We start from the raw sequence: 20,664 nt of genomic DNA, 5'->3' as shown, positions 1-20,664 counted from the left end.
GCGGATCTCGGGGTAACCACAGGTGGCGATCGATCCCCCGGAAGTAGTCAAGAAGCTGGGCTGGCTGGCCGGTATGGAATGGCCAGAGGGCAACGAAGACAAGATGTGGGAGCTCGGCGAGGCCTGGAAGACCGCCGCAGCTGAACTGACGAAGGCCATCAGCGATATCGAGGCAGCCAAGGGCGCCACGAAGAACGCGTATCCGGCCGGCGAGGGCATGACCAAAATGCTCGCGGCTTTCGACTCCATGTTGGTCGTCGACAGCAAAGGTCAAGACCGGACGCTGAAAAAGCTTGCCGAGTACTTTGAGCAAACCGGCGACGGCGCGTATCAGACCGGGACCGAGATCGAATACGCCAAGCTGATGTACATTTCGTCGCTGCTCTTGCTGGCGGCGGAAATGGCGGCTTCCTTCTTTGCCGGGCCGTTCAAACTCGGATTGGACGCGGCGGCCATCGCCGCCACGCGTATCGCCTGCCGATTCATCGCGGCGCGTCTGCTCGACGCGGTCCGTCGGGTCGTCGGCAACGCGGTCGTCAAGTTCATCTTCAAGCACATCCTGATCGACACCACCATCGGCACGATGCAGGACTACGGCATCCAGAAGTATCAGGTCGAGCAGGGGACCCGTAAGAAGATCGAGTGGGGCCAGGTCGGGCTGACCGCACTGAGCTCTGCGGCCGGTGGCGCCGCGGCCGGTCCGCTGGCTGATGTTCTCGGCAAGAAGCTGATGAAGGGATTCGGCCCGGACAACCCGATGTCGTTCGGGCGGCAGTTCGTGAACAATCAAATCACCGGTATCACCGCCGGGGTGACCGGTGGTCTGGCGGGCTACGCGGTGACGATCCCCTTCGGCGGCGAATTCGACTACCGGATGCTCACGGCGGGTGCCTCGAACGGTGGCCTGACGGCCGGGGCGAGGACACTCGGCGCTGGAGCGTGGCAAAGAGCTGCCCCTGGTTTGGCGGGCCGCCCCGATTTGGGGACCCGGATGAACAGTCTCTTCGGCGATCCCGCTGGGCCGCCGGTGGGCGGGGGACAAGGTCTCGCGACGGGTGCCGGCCCGGGTGCGTCGAACTCGCCGAGCCGTGCGGGCTTGGCCGGTGACGGTTCGCGGGGTGGGGGCTCGCCAGCCCAGTCCACGGCGGGTGGCGGGGGAAACCAGGCGGCATCGCAGTCCTCGACCGGTTCGAGAGACGCAGGCGCGCAGAATGGTTCGCGTTCACACGCCGGTGGTGGTGAAAGCTCGCAGACGAGTGGCCAGTCCGACAACACCTCGTCGTCGCAGGGCGGTGAGGGCGGCCGTTCACACGACAGTGGCCAGTCGTCTTCGAACGACCAGTCCTCGTCCAACGACCAGTCGTCTTCGAACGACCAGTCGTCTTCGAACGACAGGTCCTCGTCGAGTGATCGTGAATCGGGCGACAATGCCACTTCCGAGCGTGGGGCCGGTCTGGCCGATGATTCGGGTACCCAGTCCGACGGCAGTCGGACAAGGCTCGGTGATGAGCCAAATCTCGTTGCGGGACAACATGATGGTGGGCTGAACGGCGCGGCGCCGATTGGTGCCGCGGAGGGCGCACAGGCCGGGTCGAATGGCCAGCATTCCCCTGTCGCGGCGGCACCGGCCGCGGCAGGCGCGCCAGCGGCCGCGGGGGCACCGGCCGCGGCAACGGGCGCGCCGACCACCGCCGCCGCACCCGCGGCGGCCGGTGCCGGTTCGTCCGCCCCGACGCACGCCTCGCCGGGTTCCGGGGATCCCCGGACCGCTGCCGCTGGAGACCCGCGCGCGCAAGCGTCGAAACCCGAAGGGGCGGAAGGCGCGAACAGTCGCGCAGGTGTCGCCGAACCCGTGGCAGGGCAGGCCGATGGTGGTCCTGCACTGCGTGCCGGTGTCACTGATTCCGAAGCACCGCAGTCCAATACGAGGCAGAGCGACGGCGAGACTCGCCAAGCTGCCGACGGTGAGACCCGTCAGGCGACCGACGGTGAGGACGGCGTCGGCGAAGGCGCGAACCCGCTGCGTGCGGGCACACCGGACGAGGAGGGGAACAGCCAGCGGCCGAACGTCGATCCGATCATCGTGCCGGTGGTCGGTGTCGTGGGCGACGGTGGCGGTGAGCCGAGGCCTGCGCGCCGCGCCGATGCCGGTGGCGATGACGCGCCTCGTCGCGATCCCGATGCCGATCCCGCGCGGGACCCGGATTCTCCCGCCCCGCGCAACGATTCGGATGATGCGCCGGAGAACCCCGCGAAAAAGGGGTTGGAAGAGATCAAGGAAGCGACCGGAAACCGGCGGATCAAGCCGCCGAAGGGTCCGGTCGGCGAAGCCGGGATGTCGCTGCGCGATACCGAGCGGGCCGCGCGCGGGCGCATGCACGAATTCCCCGGCGGTGCAGGGGATCAGCCGCGGCATCAGGGAGTGGCCGACGAGTTGGTGCGCATCGCGGAGGGCATGGACCCGGCCGATATCGCCGACGGCAAGCTGCCGCGTGCCCTGGTCGTGGCCGAGCGCGCGGTGAACGGCCGTGGGGTCGGCGCGGATTCCTATGTCCTGACGGCCCACCCGAACGGCGACGGCGGATTCGATGTCAGGGTCTCCGGTTCGGACGGTCAGACCCGGCCCGGACCGACGCCGCACGGGCACGGCGAGGTGCGCAACGTCAATGCCGTGCTCTTCGACGGCGATGGAAAGTCGGTGCGGCCCAGCGGATCCGACACTCGTGTTCGGCCCTCGCACGAGCGGACGATCTACACCCGTGACGGTCGGATCGAAGGCAGGCGCGACGGCGAGTCCGTCAAGCAGCACAGCTGGCGGATGCGTGCCGAACGCGCCGATCAGCTCGCCGCCCGGGAAGCCGAACGGGGGCGCGCACTGCGTGATCTGATCGCCGCCGGTGGCGATCAACTCGACAAGAAGACCAGGAAGGGCTTGATTCGCGACGCCAAGCTCGCCGAGTGGCACGCCAAGGAACACCGCAAGGACGCCAATTCCCTGTGGCCGAAGGCCGGTGGACGCCCCGACGATGGTTCCCTCCCACCGCGCATCATCGGTACCGACGAAGCGTCTGCCGTTGCCCGACGCGAGGGTGAAGCTCCGCCCGAGACGAACCGCTCGCGGCCCCCGCGGAACGAGAACGAGCCGGCGGGCACCGACGACGTCACCCGCGACACGCCTGACTCGCGTGACACCTCCGAATCGCGTGACACCCCTGACTCGCCTGACACCCCCGAATCGCGCGATACCCCCGAGGTGCGCGAGCCGGACGGGTCGACGACTCCCGAAGCGGTCCGGGATCTCGCCCGTCGAGCCGAGCTGGACGAGACCCCCGACTTCCTCGCCGAATCCGACGACATCGAAGGAGACCTGGAAAACAACGTCTATCAAACCCCGGACGGCAAATGGCATCACTTCGGTGATCCGCCGAACACCTTCCGTAACATCAACTTCCGGCTGTGCAACCTCAGGGGCACCTTCATCAAGGACTGGCTGAAGGCCGAATATCGGTACCTGGCTCAGGAAGGACCCAAACAGCCCTACCAGGTGGTCGATCCCGCGATCGCGCAGCAGATCTCGGATGTCGTCACCGAGCGCCGTGGTGTACAGACACGCAGCAATACCGCACTCGGTGTCGTCAACGATCACATGGCCGAATTCGGTGTCACCAAGCTGGGTGACATCGCCAGTGCCGACAAGTTGCGGCTGGTCGCCGAGGGGCAGCGCCAGAAGATCATGGACGCGCTCACCGACGTGGACGAGCGCATGCTCGACTCGCCCGACGACAAGGCGTTGCAGAACAAGATGTCGGAGCTGATCAGGAAGCTCGAGCGGCTGGAGGCCTTCGAGTACAACGGGCACGAATTCAACGGTCTCCGAACCGAACTCGTCAAACACTCGAAGGCGCTCGGCGAACTCGCGGCCACGGCGTTCGGGCTCGATCCGGCGAAATTCCCGGGTGCGGTGCTGATGTCGCCGTACGAGGGCCTGATCCATGGCGAAAAGGCGATCGACGGTGCCGACACCCTCGATGTGGTGGTGTACGTACCCGGCGTCGACGGCGCGCCGCCGATGCTGGTGTCGCACGAGGCAAAAGGTGGCGGATCACGGCTCGGTGGCTCCAAAATCGCCAGTGCCGAGCAAGGCTCGCCCGAGTACCTGCGTCGCACGCTGCGGATCGACAACAATCTGCATCGAATTCTCAGCGAGACACCGGAAGAGATGGCCGAGCGCGGCATCGATCCGGCCAGCGCGGAGGGTCAGGCTTTGATCCGGGCACGCACCGACATTCTGGAAGCCCACCGTGCGGGCACCCTGGAGTTCGAATATCACAAGGTGCACGCTGATACGGACGGAAAGGTAGATGTCCGGCAGTTCGATCTGGTTCGCGACGGTGAGCTGGTCCGGATGGACAACATCGGCCGAATCGATTCGCCCGCGCTGCGATCGGATCTGGACTCCGCCGCCGATGACGGGGGCACCACGCGGCCGGACGACCCGGACGAGGCAGCCCGTTTCGACGCCGACCAACTCGGTGTTCCCCGCACCGACGAGTGGTCGCCACTGACCCCCGAAGAGGTGGGCGACCGTCTCCAGCAACATCTGCGCGACGTGTTCGGCAACCCCGATTTCGATGTGTCCGGGTTCGATTCGTCCAAGGTGAATCCCGAGGTGGCACGCGAATACGCCCGTGCCATGGTCGAGTTGGTCGAGCGTGCTCCGAGTGTGGATCTGCGCCGGATCGGCATCGGCCAGTTGCCCGACGGGGTGATCGGGATGTCGCAGCCCCGGATCGACCCCGCGACCGGCAGGTTGTTCACCGAGTCGATTGTGCTGAGCCAGGATCACGCGCGGGACGCGGAGTTCTTCCGGCAGCGCATGCAGCTCGGTGTCGACAACAATCGGTTCGCGGCCGAGGTGATGAACCGCCCGGTGTTCGCGGTGATCGGGCACGAATACGGTCACGCGCTCGACTACGCGGGCCAGCAGAGCGCGCGCCATCAGGCCGATGATGTTCTCGCGCAACGCTATGCCGATGACACCACCCGTGACCGCAACCAGTCCTATGACGACTGGTTGCGCCAGCTCAGCGGGTACAGCTTCGACGGAGCAGGCAGATTGCGGCCCGGTGAGGCACTGCCGGAGGCCTTCGCCGCTGATTTCCTGCGCAGCCTCGATGGCGACGACGCACGTCCCGTTCCGGTTCGTGTACTACGCGATCTCCTGGTCGACAATGCCGTGCGCCCGCCGGATTCCATCGATTGGACGCTGTCGGATCGTCCTGATCGGATCGCGGGGCCCGACGAGTCGCCGGAGGGGACACGCCGAGATCCCGACATCTTCGTCGATCCCCCGGATGAGGAGTGGTCGGGCCTGACTCCCGCCGAAGTCGGCGAACACCTGCGCGACCGTATCCGTGAGATGACGGGTTCTCGCGATTTCCAGACCTTCGGCTTCGATCAACCGGGTGTGCACCCGGCGATGGCTCGCGAAGTGGCGCGCGCGATGGTCGACATGCACCAGCGGTATCCCCAGGTGGACGTGCGCAGCGTCGGGATCGGCGAGACCGAGCCGGGCCGGGTCGCGGAATCGGCGTGGGGTCTGAACCCGGACCATACGCGGCACACGGAGTCGATCACCTTCAGCAGCAAGTACTTCGCGTTGCGCCCCGACCTGTTCGAGGCCATGGTGCGCGCAAGGAGCACGGACGGCTTCTATTCGCCGAGCTTGCGCGAGCGCGCGGTCTACGGATTCGCCGTGCGGGAATTCGGACATGCGCTCAATTTCGCGGGAGATACGGCAAAGACCAGGTCGCTCGCTGATTTGGCACTGTTCGGCCACTATCTCGACTACGAACCCGGCGCGCGGAATCGCGTCGGCTACCGCCGCTGGCTGGCCGGTGAACTCAGCGGCGACAGCGTGAATCGGGACACCGGCGTCATCGATCTCGGTGCGGCGCTCGCCGACGGCTTCCGGGAAATGGAAGCCACTCGTGATGCCGACGGTGTGCTCGACCGGGACGCGGTGAGCCCCGCGGCGGGGCTGCTGTACTACGCCCTGCTCATGCCCTTCGACGCTGGTCCGACATCGACGGCTCACCAGACCGATACCGTGGCCGACCACTCGGGCTCCGCGCGTCCGGAATCATCGGACGAGAACGGCAGGCCCGCGGCCCCCGCCGAGCCGGATGCGACCCGTCTCGGCGCACCGACCGACGACTGGTCGAGTCTGTCAGCCCGCGAAACCGGCGAATTGCTGCGCGACCGTGTTCGGGAACTGAGCGGTAACGATCGATTCGAGGTCACCGGTTTCGATCGGGCCGACCTGAATCCGGAGATGATCCGCGAATACGCGCGCGCCATCGTCGACATGTTCGAGAAGTTCCCGACTGCCGACCTGCGCAAGGTGTCCATCGGTGAGCTGCCCGCGGGCAGCTACGCAGAGACCAGGTCCTCGTTCCGTATACATGGTTGGCGTGCTGACGAGATCGTCTTCAACGCGACATTGAGCGCGGATCTCGACCTGTTCCATGCATTGCACAGTGGGAACATACGGAGCGGCTGGTACACGGCGGGCGGTGAGAGGCCCGCCTACGCGATCGCGGTGCACGAGTTCGGACATGTCATCGACAGCACCGGAAATGGTTACGCGCGACTCGACCTCGATGCCCTGTTGCATGTGCACTACATGGTGAACGAGCTGGGGGAGCGCACCATCTCCGGCTATCGCCAGTGGTTGCGCGAGAACCTGAGCGGCTACAGCATCGACGTACACGGACTACTCAATGTCGGTGAAGCTCTGCCGGAGGCGTTCCTCGCGGTGCAGACCTATGGTCGCGACAATGTCACCGAAGCGGAGCGGTTCATTTACGACCTGCTCGAGCAGGGCGTTGTGCGACAGCAGAACCGCGGTCCGATCGGCCGGTTCATCGACGGTGGCCGATGGGTCCTCGACAATGCCCGAACGGGCCTCGACAGTATCGGCGCCATGGATTCCAGGCATGACCACGTCCTGGTGCGACCCGATGACGGTCAACCCGACGGGTGGATGTACCGGCCCACCGACACGATGGCTGCCGGTGTACGGGAAGTGCTGTCCCACACCACAGTCGGGCGAGACGCGCTGGTCACCTTGCGCGATGCCGGCGCCATGGTGCGATTCACCGACGACGCAGGGGTCTCAGCCGGTTACTTCAACGATCGCACGATGGAGTTCACCATCGGCACCCACGAGCGCGACCAACTGATGCAGGCCGGAGAGGTCGTGCGCACCGCGGAACTGGTCCGCGCGGTGCTCGACGGCAGAATCGAGAACTTGCCGGTTCGGATCGGGGAGCTCGACCGGGGCGACTATGTCGCAGCCCGCGTGCAGGTGGAAGCGGAGGCGTTCGGCCGACGTGCCGAATTCCACCGGGAAGCAGCCGAACTTGGCTACGACCCGCTCAGGGGCGCACTGCACGATCCGGTCGACGCCGCGCAGCAGCGGATGCTGGAAGCCACCTACCTCCGCGGTTTCGACGCGGCGCTGCGTAACGATCCCACTGATCCAGCGGCAGCGCGTGCCGCCGGTGCGCGCGATCTGCTGGCGGATGCCCGGTTCGGCGCCGACGACGCACTGACGGGACGCTCGAACGCGGAGATGGATTGGGCTGCGTCGCAATCGACCGCGGCGACGGGCGGGGTGGCCGAATACCGGCCCGGGTCACCGGCGGCCGCACGTGAGGTGGGTCGGCTGACGCGGGCCGACGCGGCCGTGGTCCGTGAGCTGCACCGGCTGGAGGCCGATTTCGACCGGATCGCCCGTCGGCTGGCCGCCGCCTTCAACCTGCCCGCCGAGGAGATGCCCGCAACCCGGCCGCAGAAGTACGCGGTGCTGGCCGAACGTGTCGACCGGATCGATGTCCGCCACGGCGAGAGCAATATTCGGATTCTCGGTGAGCTGGTCGACCAGCACGCCAAGGCCGAGCGGGAGCGCGCCAGGATCAACGAGGAAATCAGGGCCGTGGTGGTCCGCGATCTCGCGGACCAGGCCGGTTCGGCCGAGCAAGGCCGTGTCCAGGTGCACAATGACGGATCCGGGGTCCTGCGGGTCTCTCGCAGTGCCGACGACAGCGCGACCCCGCGCGCCGAGGTCGATCACCCCCCTCACCTGGGCGACAGACAACCGACGGTCGGCGAGCTCACGCAGCAGAACCGCCGCGACGACCCCACCCGTGCCGAATTCGGCCGCGACGACATCCCGACCACGCTCGGCGCGCTCGCCGAGCGGACCCACAACCAAACTCTGCGCGCGCTGATCGATCTCGGCCACGGTGACTGGGCGAAGGCGACACTGGAACGGCTCGGCGTCGAGGTGCGCTACAGCAACGAGCCCGGCGCACGGTCGACCCCGCTGTCGGACCGGCGTTATCAACTCGGCGCCGAACAAGGCTACGACCCGGTCACCAACACCGTTGTCGTGAGCAGTGAAGGCGATCCGCGCGGGCGGGCAAGGGAACTCGTCGTGGCCGCCCGGCTGGCCGAACAGTTCAGCGAAGACGGGGCGGCGACTCGGCTCACGCTCCCGCGCGACGAATTCGTCGAGCTGATGATGGGCCGGATGGCCGAAGCGTATGCGCTGATGTACGCGAGCGACGCCGACGACAGGGGGCTGCTCGATCTGTCGTCGCCGTACGCCGACGCCGGGATGCACGTGTATGCCGAGGCATACGCTCACGGGTTGGCCTACGCCGAGAAGGCGTACTGGAAGTCGGGAGTCGTCCAGTCCTTCCCGCTCTATCACCGGGCTGCCTTCCGGGCCGGCGTGCGCGCGTTGGCCGAGCATCTCAACGACGTCGGGCCCTTGGTCGACGGCGGGCCCGAGACCGGCCGGGCGCCCGATGAACAGCGGCGCAAAAGCCTTCGGCTCGCCGAACATTTCGCGGCGACCTGGGACCGGGCGAACGGGCTGCGCCCGGGTACCCCGATCACCGGCGACGCCGTGGCAGCGAATCGGACCGATCCGCGAGCTGGGCACGACGCCCACAGCCGCCGCCTCGCCGACGAGATCGCCGAACTGCGCGAACTGCGTGATGTCGGCCGCTTCGTCCCGGAGAGCCCCGCGGAAACGGCGTACAACAAGGCTTACGACAAAGCGCACGCGAAAGCCGAACGGGCGCAACGGCGTGACCCCGACGCGCCGCCACCGGCGCAGGTCGCGCAGGAGGCAGGTCGTCGGGCGGTACACCGCTACCTCGACCGGGTCGGGCTCGAACAGGCCGAGATCGCGCTCGATGTGGTGCGGGCAGCCGGTGACAGCGACAGTTCGCGCTGGGGACACCCGAAGCCGCCCACCGATCCCGGCACGCTCGCGCACACCTCGGATTCGCCCACTCATCCGGCCGGTGACTCGGATCTCGCGCGCCAGGTTCTCGACGCCGAGTACGATTTCCCGCCGTTCCCGGAGCGGCTCAGCGACCAGGTGGCACGCTATTCGACCGAATCGGAGCAGCTCAGGCGTCCGCGGCTGGTCATCGTCGCCGAACCGGGCGGGCACATGGACGCGCTGCACGCGCTGGCCCTGACCCACCCCGAACTCAGCAATGTCCTGTGGGATCGTTCCCACACACTCGACTACCGGGCTGTCGCCGTGACACCTGGCTTCACACCCGGCGCGGACCGGCCGTCCACCGCCGACGCCGAGGGCCCGTACCGGCATCCGGATGAGGCCGAAGCCGTCGCCGAGATGCTGTCGCACTACCTGCGCTATCGCGCCGACGGCCTGGTGCGGCTCGGCTTCGACGATTGGTTGAAGCAGCTCGGGCCCGACGCGTACACCCGGCCGGAGGAAACGAGGTATGTGTCCGGCGGACGCAGGGAGCCCAGCCTGCGCCGAGGATTCATCGAGGCAGGCCATCGCCGGATCCTCGATGGGGATGTGCCGACGGACCTGACGCACCCCGCCCATGTCGCGCACCAGCTGGTGACTCGCCAGATCGCGTTGCCCGATCTCACGACCAGCCAGACATCCGCGCGCCCGCTCCATCAGAGTTCCCAGCAGATATGGCTCGACGCGACACACGTCACCGCGTTAGTCGAACCCGACGGCCGCGGGAACTGGCGCGTGTCGGCGCCCACCCTGGCCGGTGGAGACGCCGATGTCCTGGCACGGCACTTCGAGGGCATGTCCGCGCCGACCGCCCAGCAGCTGGCCGATCGGATCCTGAAGGTACTCAACGACCCGTCCCTGGATCTGGCCGATCGGACTCCGCCGCGGGGACGCTTCGGACGGTTCATCGACCGGCTGCCGTTCACCTCGACGCCGAGTTCCGCTGATCCGGCCGCCACCCAGCCGAGTCCCCGTGATCCGGGCGCTGTGCCGAGGGACACCGACCTCCTACGTGTGGACGAATCTCCCGACAGAACTCGTGACGAACCGCGGTTGCGTCCACCATCGGAAGACCTCACCGCCGATGTCGTGGACGCACGGCTCCTCGGCGCCCCCGTCGGTGACGAATGGTCGTCACTGACTCCCGCCGAAGTGGGTGCGCGACTGCAGGATCACCTGCGGGCGGCGATGGACAACCCGACGTTCGAGGTGTTCGGGTTCGACCGTGCCGGACTCAACCCCGAGGTCGTGCGTGACTATGCGCGGTCGATGGTCGAGCTCTACAACGAGTTCCCCCAGGCAGACCTGCGCGGTGTCGGCATCGGCGACCTGTCGGCCGGCGTGCTCGGCCAGACCGAGCGCTTTCACGACGGCGCGACCGGACTGCCCTACACCCGGATCACTCTCGGCTTCGACTACGCCACCAGTGCCGAGCAGCTCCGCTCGGCACTGCAGCGCGGCGTCGACAGCGGCAGATTCCATCCCGAGGTACTGCGCAGGCCCGTCTTCGCCGTGGCCGCCCACGAATACGGGCATGCTCTCGACGCGGCCGGGCGGCTGGCGGCGCGTGGCGGCGCCGACGATGCGCTCGATCAGGCCTTCCGCAACGATCCGGCCACCGATGCGGACTCCTGGCTGCGCCGGCTCAGCGGCTACAGCTTCGACGCGAACGGCGTATTGCGCCCGCACGAGGCCGTCGCGGAAGCGTTCGCCGAGGTCATGCTGGTCGGCCGGGATCAGGCCAGTGCGCCTGCCCGCGCGCTGTACGACCTGGTGACCAGGACGGCGGAGAATCCACCACTGAAATCGGCTCGCCCGCACGAGGAATCGGGCACCGACCACCTCGACCTGCCGAGCGAGGGTGATCCGGATCGGCGTTCGGAGGACGAACCCGACCAGGAGGAGGCGGATAAGCCGCTCGCCGGGCCGCCGGAGTCGAGTCCACCGCCCGACGAGCCGCCGACGGACGTGCACATCACCCTCGACATCGACGGCGAGGAGGTGAAGGTGCGATTGCGTCCGGACGGCGAAGACGGCTGGGTGATCGTGCCCGAGGACGAGACACTGTCCTCCGCCGAGGCCAAACCGTTCCTCAAACGCGCTCTCGACCGGCTGGGCGAGCACGGGTTGACGCTCAAGCCGGTCTCCGGTGCGCCCGGACAGGGCGACAGCGCAGGACTGGCCGCCATGCGTGACGGTGTGTCCGGTATCGGAGACCTGGTCGCGAACCCGCCGCACGGGCTCACGCCCGCCCCGATCCCGACACCGCAGCATCCAGTGGTCGGTCCGGCACCTGACGCGTCACCGTCCGATCCGACGTTTCTCGGGGTCGCCGCACAGGCGGCGATCTGGATCCAGAGCCGCGAGAAGATTCCGTTCTTCGGTCAGTTCGCCGGTCGGGTGCGGGCCGAGGCGGGCGAGCATGTGCCGATGTTCAACGCCGACGGCTCGGAGTATCGGCCGTGGATCAGCGATGTCGACGCCGATCTGGTGCGCCAGCAGATCCTGAGCGATCTCGACGCCGGGCGGACTACACCCGAGGAGGCGAAAGCAGACCTGCTCGATGCCTTCGACACCGCGCTCGACGGACCGCGCCGTCGGATCATCAGCGATCTGCTCGCCTACGATCTGATCTCCGACGCGGAAGCAGACGCGCTGAGCGACCGGCCAAGGGCCGACCTGCTGCCCGCCCTGCCCGCTGACATCGCGCCACCGCCAGAGGGCGGTGAGACGCTCACGGAGATGGCCAAACGGCTGCTCGGTATCGATCTCGTCGACGAGAGCCCGCTGACACTGCATCGTGTGGTCAACAGGCAGCAGTACTGGGTGATGACCGAGACCGCGGGCATAGTGGGGCTCGCCGAGGCATTCATCCGCGCCCATGCCGAGCAGACCGTCCCCTATACGTTCGGCCCGGATGGCGAGAGCCGGGCAGTCCGCTTCGGCGCCCGGGTCAGGATGACCGACCAGAATCTGCAGGGCCGATTCCTCACCGAGATCATGGCAGCCTTCGGATTCGAACCCGGAATTCTGGACTTGACACCGGTCGGCAACGGCGCCGAACCCCTGCCACTGTTCGGCGGGGTCGGAGAACTCGGCCGCGATCAAGGCCTGCGCGATTTTTTCGTGCACGGGCTGCGGCGCAATCAACTCGCCCATGAATTGGATGCCTGGGCGGGGATGCTCGATCTGTCCTCCCACCAGCTCACGCCACGAACCATCGATTTGTTCGTGCAGCGGCTCTTCGAGATCAACCAGAACCACGCCGTGCGGGTCACCGAATTCGCCGCGGCAGTGCGGGACCAGCTGCTCACCCTGGACAGCCACGACCCCGACGGTCCGCTGGTCGGTGACGCGGTGCGCGACCAGGTGGCGCAGATCCCGTTCGGTGACGGGCACCCTGATCTGCTGGTGATAGCCGATGGCCCGCGCCACCGCGACAACGTGCTCGCCGATGCGCTGGCGGCCGATCCCGACCTGGTCGCGCGGATTCGCGATGGATCGCTGAGGGTGGACTACCGGCAGGCGGTGATCGACTCCATGGGTCGCACCATTCTGCACCCGGTCGATACCCCGCAGGTGCGCCAGCACATCGAAACCGTGAACGGCCGGGACATACCGATCACCTTGCTGCGTGACGGCGAGAAACCGTGGCGTGCGGTCCACGGCTCGGCGGTGACGACAGGGGAGGGCGTGTCGATGCCGCGCACGCCCGAACGGATGCTGGCCGACATGGTGGTGCTGGCACGCGAACTCGGTCTCGGGCCAGGAGATCTGCACCCCAGCCACATTGCGGAAAGATTCGCCGAACTGAGGCTCGACAATGTCGTGCGAGCCGGACAGATCGAGGCGCTCGCCGACATCCTCCGCGCCGGACAACGCATCGAGGAATACCACGCGGTCAACGACGCGCGTTCCAGAATGGCTTCGACGCTCGGGCTCACCCAGGCGGAAATGACCGGTCGCGCGGTGGGGGCGCTGCTGGCCGATACCTCTCGCAACCGCGCGCTGCGCCGCCAGAACTTCGGCATGCTGGCCGAGTACATGAAGCAATTGCGCGGCATCGAGAAGGCAGACAAGGTCGTGAAAGCCGCGGTGGACAAGGCCCGCGAGCGGCTGGCGGAGGCGCTCGTCCCCGACGAGTACGTCCACCCGGCCCATCGCCACGACGCCCTGCCCGCCGATCAGCGTCCGGCGGCGTCGGACGACAAGCCCACCGCGCGACAGCGGCGCATGGCGGCGCACGCCGAGTTGGCCGAGGTCACCCCACGAGTCGCGGAACTGCTACCGCCGGGGCGGGTGCAGCGTCCGGGCGGGCGAGAAGGTGACCGCGTCTTCGCGGTCGATCCAGAGCAATTGAGCGCGCGCAATCTGTTCCACCTCGTACGGATGCACGAGAAGCAGGGCAATTCTGACGTGGTTCGCGCCGCACTCACCGAATTCGTCGATGCGCTGATGAACATCGACCCGTACTCCGACGTTGCCTCCGACGGCACCGGCGACCCCCGCATCGTGCGCGGGTTGCTGCGGATGGAAAGCCCTGACGAGATCAACGTGATGCGCCACGTCCTCCTCGACGCACTGGGCAGCATCGACGTCGCGAACTTCGTCAGGGTCGTCGCAGAGGCGGGTGGGCACGTGGACCTCACCCCGCCCGCGGACATCGACAACACGGATCGCCCGTCGGCGAGCCGGGATTGGGCGCGGCTGGTCGGCGTAGACCTCGCCGACGCCGACGCGGCCACCTACGCCAAGATCTACGAGGCGTTCCGCGACGGCAACCTCGACAACGACGAAATGCTGTCCCCCGCGGACCGGGACAAAGAGACCACCGCGCTACGCGACGAGATTCGCGCGCGGGCCGACAAGCTCAACGCCCTGGAAAAGCTCGTCCGTGAATACCTCGGCCTCGGCGAGAATGTGCGTGGGACCGATGGCGACGATCCCCTGACCCATCCCGAGCCGGAACCCACGTCGCCGCCGAGTGATCCACCCGAGACTCCGCGCGGTGAACCATCCGCCGACGGTGGTGCGGGTAAGCCACCCACCGATCCGCCACGACCTCCCGCCTCCCCGGACGAGCCGGAAGAGCCAGGGCGCGAACCGGATTCGCGTAGCGAGGCGATTCCGTTCGACGAGGCTGCCCGCCGTGAGGCCACAAAGGTGGATGCGGCCTTCGACCGTGACACCGAGGCCGCCGATGCACGCCTGAACGCGGCCATGGATCGATTGGCACAGATTCAGCGGGAGCTGGCCGATTCGCTCGCGTCACCCGATGAACCGGCTGTGCCATCGAGCGAGGAGCCCGCCGCGCGGCCGGAGCCTGCCCCCCTGCCCACCGCGGACGGCCGAATCCGGGCAGTGCTCGATGAGATCGCGCAGCTGCGGCGGGAACTGGCCGATTCGACTGCCGAGACCGACGCGGCGGCCGAGCAGTTGGCGGCGGATCTGCTGGCCAGGGCAGAAGCATTGCAGCTCGAGCAGCGGCTGGAGGCGAGTCGCCAGGAGATCGCGGCGAAGTTCGACGAACTCGAAGCGCGCGGCGATGACGACGGCCCGGACGAGGACGGTCCAGCGGTCGCCACCCCCGAACCAGGACCATCGACTCCGCCGTCGACACCGGGAGCGCCGCGAACTCCGTCGGCACCGACAACGTCGCCGGGAGCAGACCAGGGCGCAGGCGCCGCTGTCGCGACTTCGCCGTCGACTTCGCCCGCGGCTCAGCCTCGGCCGGGAGCGCTACCCCCGGACGCCGGCGCTCCCGACTCCCCGACCCCGTCGGGGCCGCCGCACGACCCAGCCAGTTCGGCAGCAAGCCGACCCGACGATCCGGCCGGGCGTACCGGTGACCCACTGCGTGATGTCGCCGAATTCTTCCGGGCGCAACGCGATCAGCCTGCCCAGCGCACCGAGGAACCGCTTTCCGACGGGGACGCCGAGCACGCGCACGCACTCGCCGAAGCGCTCGGACTCGGCGCACCTTTCACCTCCTTGCGGCAGCCGCTCGCGGCGTTGGCCGAACTCGCCGAACTCGCCGGGGCCCGCGGCTTCCTCGACAGTGCGGACGGACCGCCCATGCGGTACCCGGCCGACTTCGATCCGCTGACCGACACGCAGCGCTACGGCGACGAGCAGTACTGGTTGAGCGAGGCCGACGACTCGACGCTGCGTGAGGTCCAACAGGATCTACGGCGTGCGGGCCTGCCGGTGGACGAACCGGTCACCCCCACGCAGGCGTTGCCGTCCGCCCCCGAGGGCGCGCCGATCATCGCCTCGAATCCGGATCCCGCCTCGACCGTCCGAACACCTGCTCCCGAATCGATCGTTGACACCCGCGATCGACTGATCCGGCAGTTCGGTCTGACCGACGCCGACCTCGGTCGCCTCGGCGACACCGTCGCGAACCTGCGATACCGAAATCTGTTGCGCGCCGGCATGGTCGAAGCGCTGGCCGCGGCGACAGATCGCGCGTCCGCGATCAACGATCCGGCCTTGCGCGCCCAAGCCGAGACGGCACGGGACAACTGGGCACGACGACTGCGGATCGATCCCGACGCCCTGGCCCGCACCCCGGCTCTCGTGGTGGCCGACGCACGGGCAGCGGTCCGGCGTGAAGCCATCGATGTCCTCGACCTCGCCGACGCGGTCCGTACCGTCGAGACCCACGTCGACGGTGGCGATGATTCCCGCCGCTACAACTTCGACATCGACGGCGACCACGTCCCCGCGCGGCTCGTCGCCGACGGTGATTCGGGCTGGCGCGTCGAAACGGCCGAACGGCTCGCGCCGCCTCCGCCCACACCGCGCACCGAACCTGATCAGGCCGCGGGACGCCGCTCACTGCTGCGCCGCCTCTGGGATGCGGTGAGCTTCGGATTCGACGGCCACACACCCAAGTACCCGTCCGGTTCCAGCCTCGACGGCGCGGGCCAGTCGGTGCTCGGCTACGGCGCGGGACTTCCGCTGACCAGTCAGCGCGATCCCAGCCCAACCCCCGGTGACGAATACGACAGCCTGACCTACAAGTTCAATCCGGCCAGGATCATCAAGGAAACCGTCACGTTGTGGCGCAACCGCGAGTTGCTGCCGCTCGTCAAACACCTCACCGGGCGGATCGCCGACCGGGCCGCGCCGGACAACCGCCCGCCGACGACCCGCGACGGGGCCGAATACCGTTACGCGCTCGACGAAGCCGACCCGGATCTGGTGCGCCGGGAGCTCGGCGTCGAACTCGACGACCTGAAACGGCAGGCGGACGCCGCCGAAGAAGCGCGCGAACTCGCCGCGCGACGACCCGATCCGGAACTGACCGCCGCGCCGCATGTCGACCCCGCGCTGCCGCCGGGCGCCGAAATCGCCCGCAGTACCGCCGAGATCGACAGCTGGATGAGCGAACTCGCCGACGCGGTGCGAACCCGCGACGGTTTCGCCGACATCCTGATCGACGCGGCCGACGAGCTGGAGGTCACCCTCGGCGAGCCGACCCCGGAGAACGTGCGCCGGGCCCTCGACCAGATCCGCTATCAGCAGGCCCGGCGCATCGGTGCGCTGACCGGGCTCGCCGAGGCGTGCCGTCGATTCAACGCCGAGCACGCGCGCATTCCGTTCAGCGACGAGGTCAACTTCTTCGACGCCGACCCGATGAGCCGCTTCCTGAGCGAGGTCGTGCGCGCCAACGGCGGCAGCACCACGATGCTGCAATGGCAGGGCGTGAACAACGGTGGTGAGCCCGGCCGTGACTGGCGCGACCTCTCCTATACCGATCAGCCGGGCGTCGACCGCGGTATCCGCGAGTACTTCGAGAACGCATTGCGCCGCGACCAGATCCGGGACGAGCGGGCCGTGTGGGCGCAGCTGCTGCAGTCCGATCTGGAGGCGCTGGATGCGGCTCGACTGCACGACCTGCTGGCCGAGGAGGTGGCACTGATCCGTGAACACGATCAACTCGCGGCGGAGTTCGCCCGTGATGCCGAAGCCTTCCTGCGCGCGCACGGCGAGGCCGAGGAACTCACCGGTCTGATCGGTGACATGGCCGGTCGGGACTGGGTGTTGTCCCGGGGCGGGGCGATGCTCGACGACGGCACCGGAATCGGCCTCGTCCCCGGCGAATCCGAGGGGTCGATGCGGTTGGTCGTCTTCGATGACGGCCTCGGCCACGACCGGGTGATCGCCGACGCGCTGCGCCGCTACCCCGATCTCGCCGAGGCCGTCAACGACGGTGTGGTCGACGTGCAGTACGTGGGCGCCGAGGTCCGGCCCGGACGCACCCTGCCCGGCGGGCAGTTCGTGCCAGAGCGCATTCTCCTGCTCGACGGCGGCACGCAACAGGTGCGCCACTACAGTGGCGTGCTCGAAGGCCGGGCTGTCGACGTGACCGCGGTGAACGACGGCGGCGGTTGGCATGTGGTGCCGGACGAACCCCCGGCAGCGGTGCCGACAACAGTCGAGGCGCCCAGACGAGTACCAGCCGGCGAAGTCGACGCCGTCATCGGCGAACTCGTCGATCGCCTCGGCATCACCGACGCCGACCGGACATCGGCGGCGACACTCGCCGACAAGCTCGCGACGTTGCGTGCCGAGAACGCTGTGCGCGCCTGCCGGATCGAAGCGATCATCGATTACGCCCGCACCGCATGGGACATCGACACCTTCCATCAGGTCGAGGCCGCACGGCACCTGGTCGCGCACCGGCTGGGCGTGACCGCCGGGGAGATGACACCACGGCGGCTGGCCGAGGAGTTCACCGACCAGCGGGTCCGCAATGTGCGCAGACAGCAGCAGGCCGAAGCGCTCACGAGCTATGCCAAGCAGCTGCGCGGTATCGACTCCGAGGCGGCCAAGGCGATCGACTCGGCGTCCGATCGGCTCGTGCGGCGGCTCGATGCGATGAGCCGTCGGCCGGGCTCGGACGTGCCCGCGGTGACCGACCTGGGTCACCTGGGTGATGTGATCGCGGACCTGGTGCACCGCGGTGACATTCGGGAAGAACTCGTCGACGCCATGACCGACTACGCGGGCGAACTCGCCGACGTCGACCGTTTCGATCCGCGGGCGCATGGTGACAGCGCCGTCGACCCGCGCGTCGCTGACACGGAATTCCCGGTGCACGACAAGGCTGTCCGACATCTGCTCGATCTGCTCGGCGACGATGTCACCCACCTGGTCGACGTGCCGGAGCGCCTCGGCCTGCTCGACAGCCACACCGATATCGCGCCCGGGCCCGATCGCGGTCCGAGCAGCGACTTCGCCCGCACGCTCGGCGTGGACATGACCGAGGCCACCGCGCAGCGCTGGGCCGAGGTCTACGAGATCTACCGGGACGGCAAGGTCGACCAGCACGAGCGATTGACCCCCGACCAGCTCGCCGAGGTGCAGGCGGTGCTGCGCGCCGAAGTCGTTCAGCGCGCCGCCGACATCACCGAACTCACCGACCTGTTGCCCCGCGCGGCAGCGGCCGATGTGGCACGTTTGTCGGTCCATCGCGACGAGGCAGCCGGGGAACTCGCCGACGCCGAAGCAGCTCGAACGCAGGCGCTGCGAGGTCTTCCGATCAACGAGGCCGATCTGCTCGAGCCGAGCGAACGTGCTCGCGCGATCGAAGAGTTGCGGACCAGGACGTTGCCCGTCGACGAGCAATCGGCGTGGCAGGACCGTGTGTCGGAGCTGGAACGCGCGGCGGGACGTGTCGATGATGCGCGCACCGAACTGACTCGTATCGATGCCGAGGTCGACCGGGCGAACGGGTTCGCGGCGCCCGCAGCCCTGGACTCCGGCAGTTTCGCCCGGCCGACGCCTTCTGCGGGATCGCTGCCCGTGCCCGATGCGGCGGGCACACCGCCTGCTCGAGATGAGACCTCAGGTCCGGTACCGCCGGTTCGCCCCGACGGCCCATCGAATCCGGCGGCCCTGCCCAGCGGATCACAGGTCCGCTCCCATATCCCGCACCCGCCCAAGGACTACGAGTTCGACTTCCCGATCCCACCGACCTTCGACCCCGTGCCCCCGATCGACCCGGAAGTGGACCCCACCACCCCCACCGACCCACCGGCCCCGCCACAGCCCCCCGAGCCGTCGACACCCCCGCCGTCGACCCCCAACCCGACGCCGCCTCCGCCGGCGCCCACACCGACGCCCACACCGACGCCCACGCCTCCGCCTTCGCCTTCGCCTTCGCCCACGCCGACTCCTTCGCCGACTCCTTCACCGACGCCGACGCCGACTCCTTCACCGACGCCCACGCCTTCGCCGACACCGACTCCTTCGCCGACGCCGACGCCGACGCCGACGCCTTCGCCGACGCCCACGCCTTCACCGACACCGACGCCTTCGCCGACGCCCACGCCTTCACCGACGCCGACGCCGACGCCCACGCTGCCGCCGACGCCGACACCCACGCCGCCGATACCGCCGACCCCTGTTCCACCGTCGCCGACACTTCCGCCGTCACCGGACGTCCTGGTTTCGCCGGGGTCCTGGGATCCGCCGACTCAGCCGCGACTTCCGCTGCCGCCGACTCCGCCGGAGTTCCCGCAGCCGCCCGTATCGCCGAACCCCTATGCTCAGCACCCGCAGTCGGTCCAATACCAGCAGGCCCAGTACCCGAACGGCCAATACCCGACGACGTACCCGGTGGGGCACCCCAGCCATCCGACGTACCCGATGGGTGACGCGGGCCAGCAGATGTCCCCGGCGAGTCACGTCGGCCAGTACCCGGCGAACCCGACGAACCCGACCGGTCACCACCTGCCGCCCGGCTACTCTCCGCCGTCCGGCAACCGGGACGACTCCGCCACCGTCGGTGTCCCCGCGATGCCCATCCCGCCCGTGCCCCCGCCGCCCCAACCCGGCAGCGCGGCCAACGGGGGGTACACCGGACAGAACTACGGACGGACCACCCGCGAGCCCGGCCTGATCGTGCGCCCCTTCGCCGGATCCGGCGTGCGCACCGAGTTCGACCCGGTCACCGGAGCCCTGCAAGCGTCGTCGACGACCGGTCGGGACAGCGGTGTCTACGGTGAACTGAACGGTGTCAGGGTGGTGTTCTACCGCGCTGCCGACGGTCTCGCGGTACGGGTCGGCGGCCGAACGTACGACGTGGACGCCGATACCAGGGTCGACTGGGGTTCGGTCGCGTGGCGCACGAATCGGTTCGCGCTCGTGATCGGCGATACGGTCGTCTGTGAGCTGGTATATCGGGCGCTGCCGCTCGAGATGGACCTCGGTGCGTTCATCCGTTCGGTTGTGCACGACGATCAGCGCCGGGAGACGATCTTCGCCTGATGGGCGATGGCCGGAAACGA

Annotated in this window: 1 protein-coding gene; it reads left to right on the top strand. The window is 68.3% G+C overall.

Annotated elements, in window-relative coordinates:
• The first annotated feature begins 22 nt into the window (after positions 1 to 22).
• Positions 23 to 20,644 carry a hypothetical protein gene (locus tag ACFVVM_RS28705; RefSeq protein WP_387624596.1) on the top strand — a complete coding sequence of 6,874 codons (20,622 nt, stop codon included), beginning with the start codon at positions 23 to 25 and terminating at the stop codon, positions 20,642 to 20,644.
• The last annotated feature ends 20 nt before the right edge of the window (positions 20,645 to 20,664 follow it).

This window comes from Nocardia sp. NPDC058176 (assembly GCF_042883805.1).
Lineage (GTDB): Bacteria > Actinomycetota > Actinomycetes > Mycobacteriales > Mycobacteriaceae > Nocardia.
This window is presented reverse-complemented; position numbering and strand designations above follow the sequence as displayed.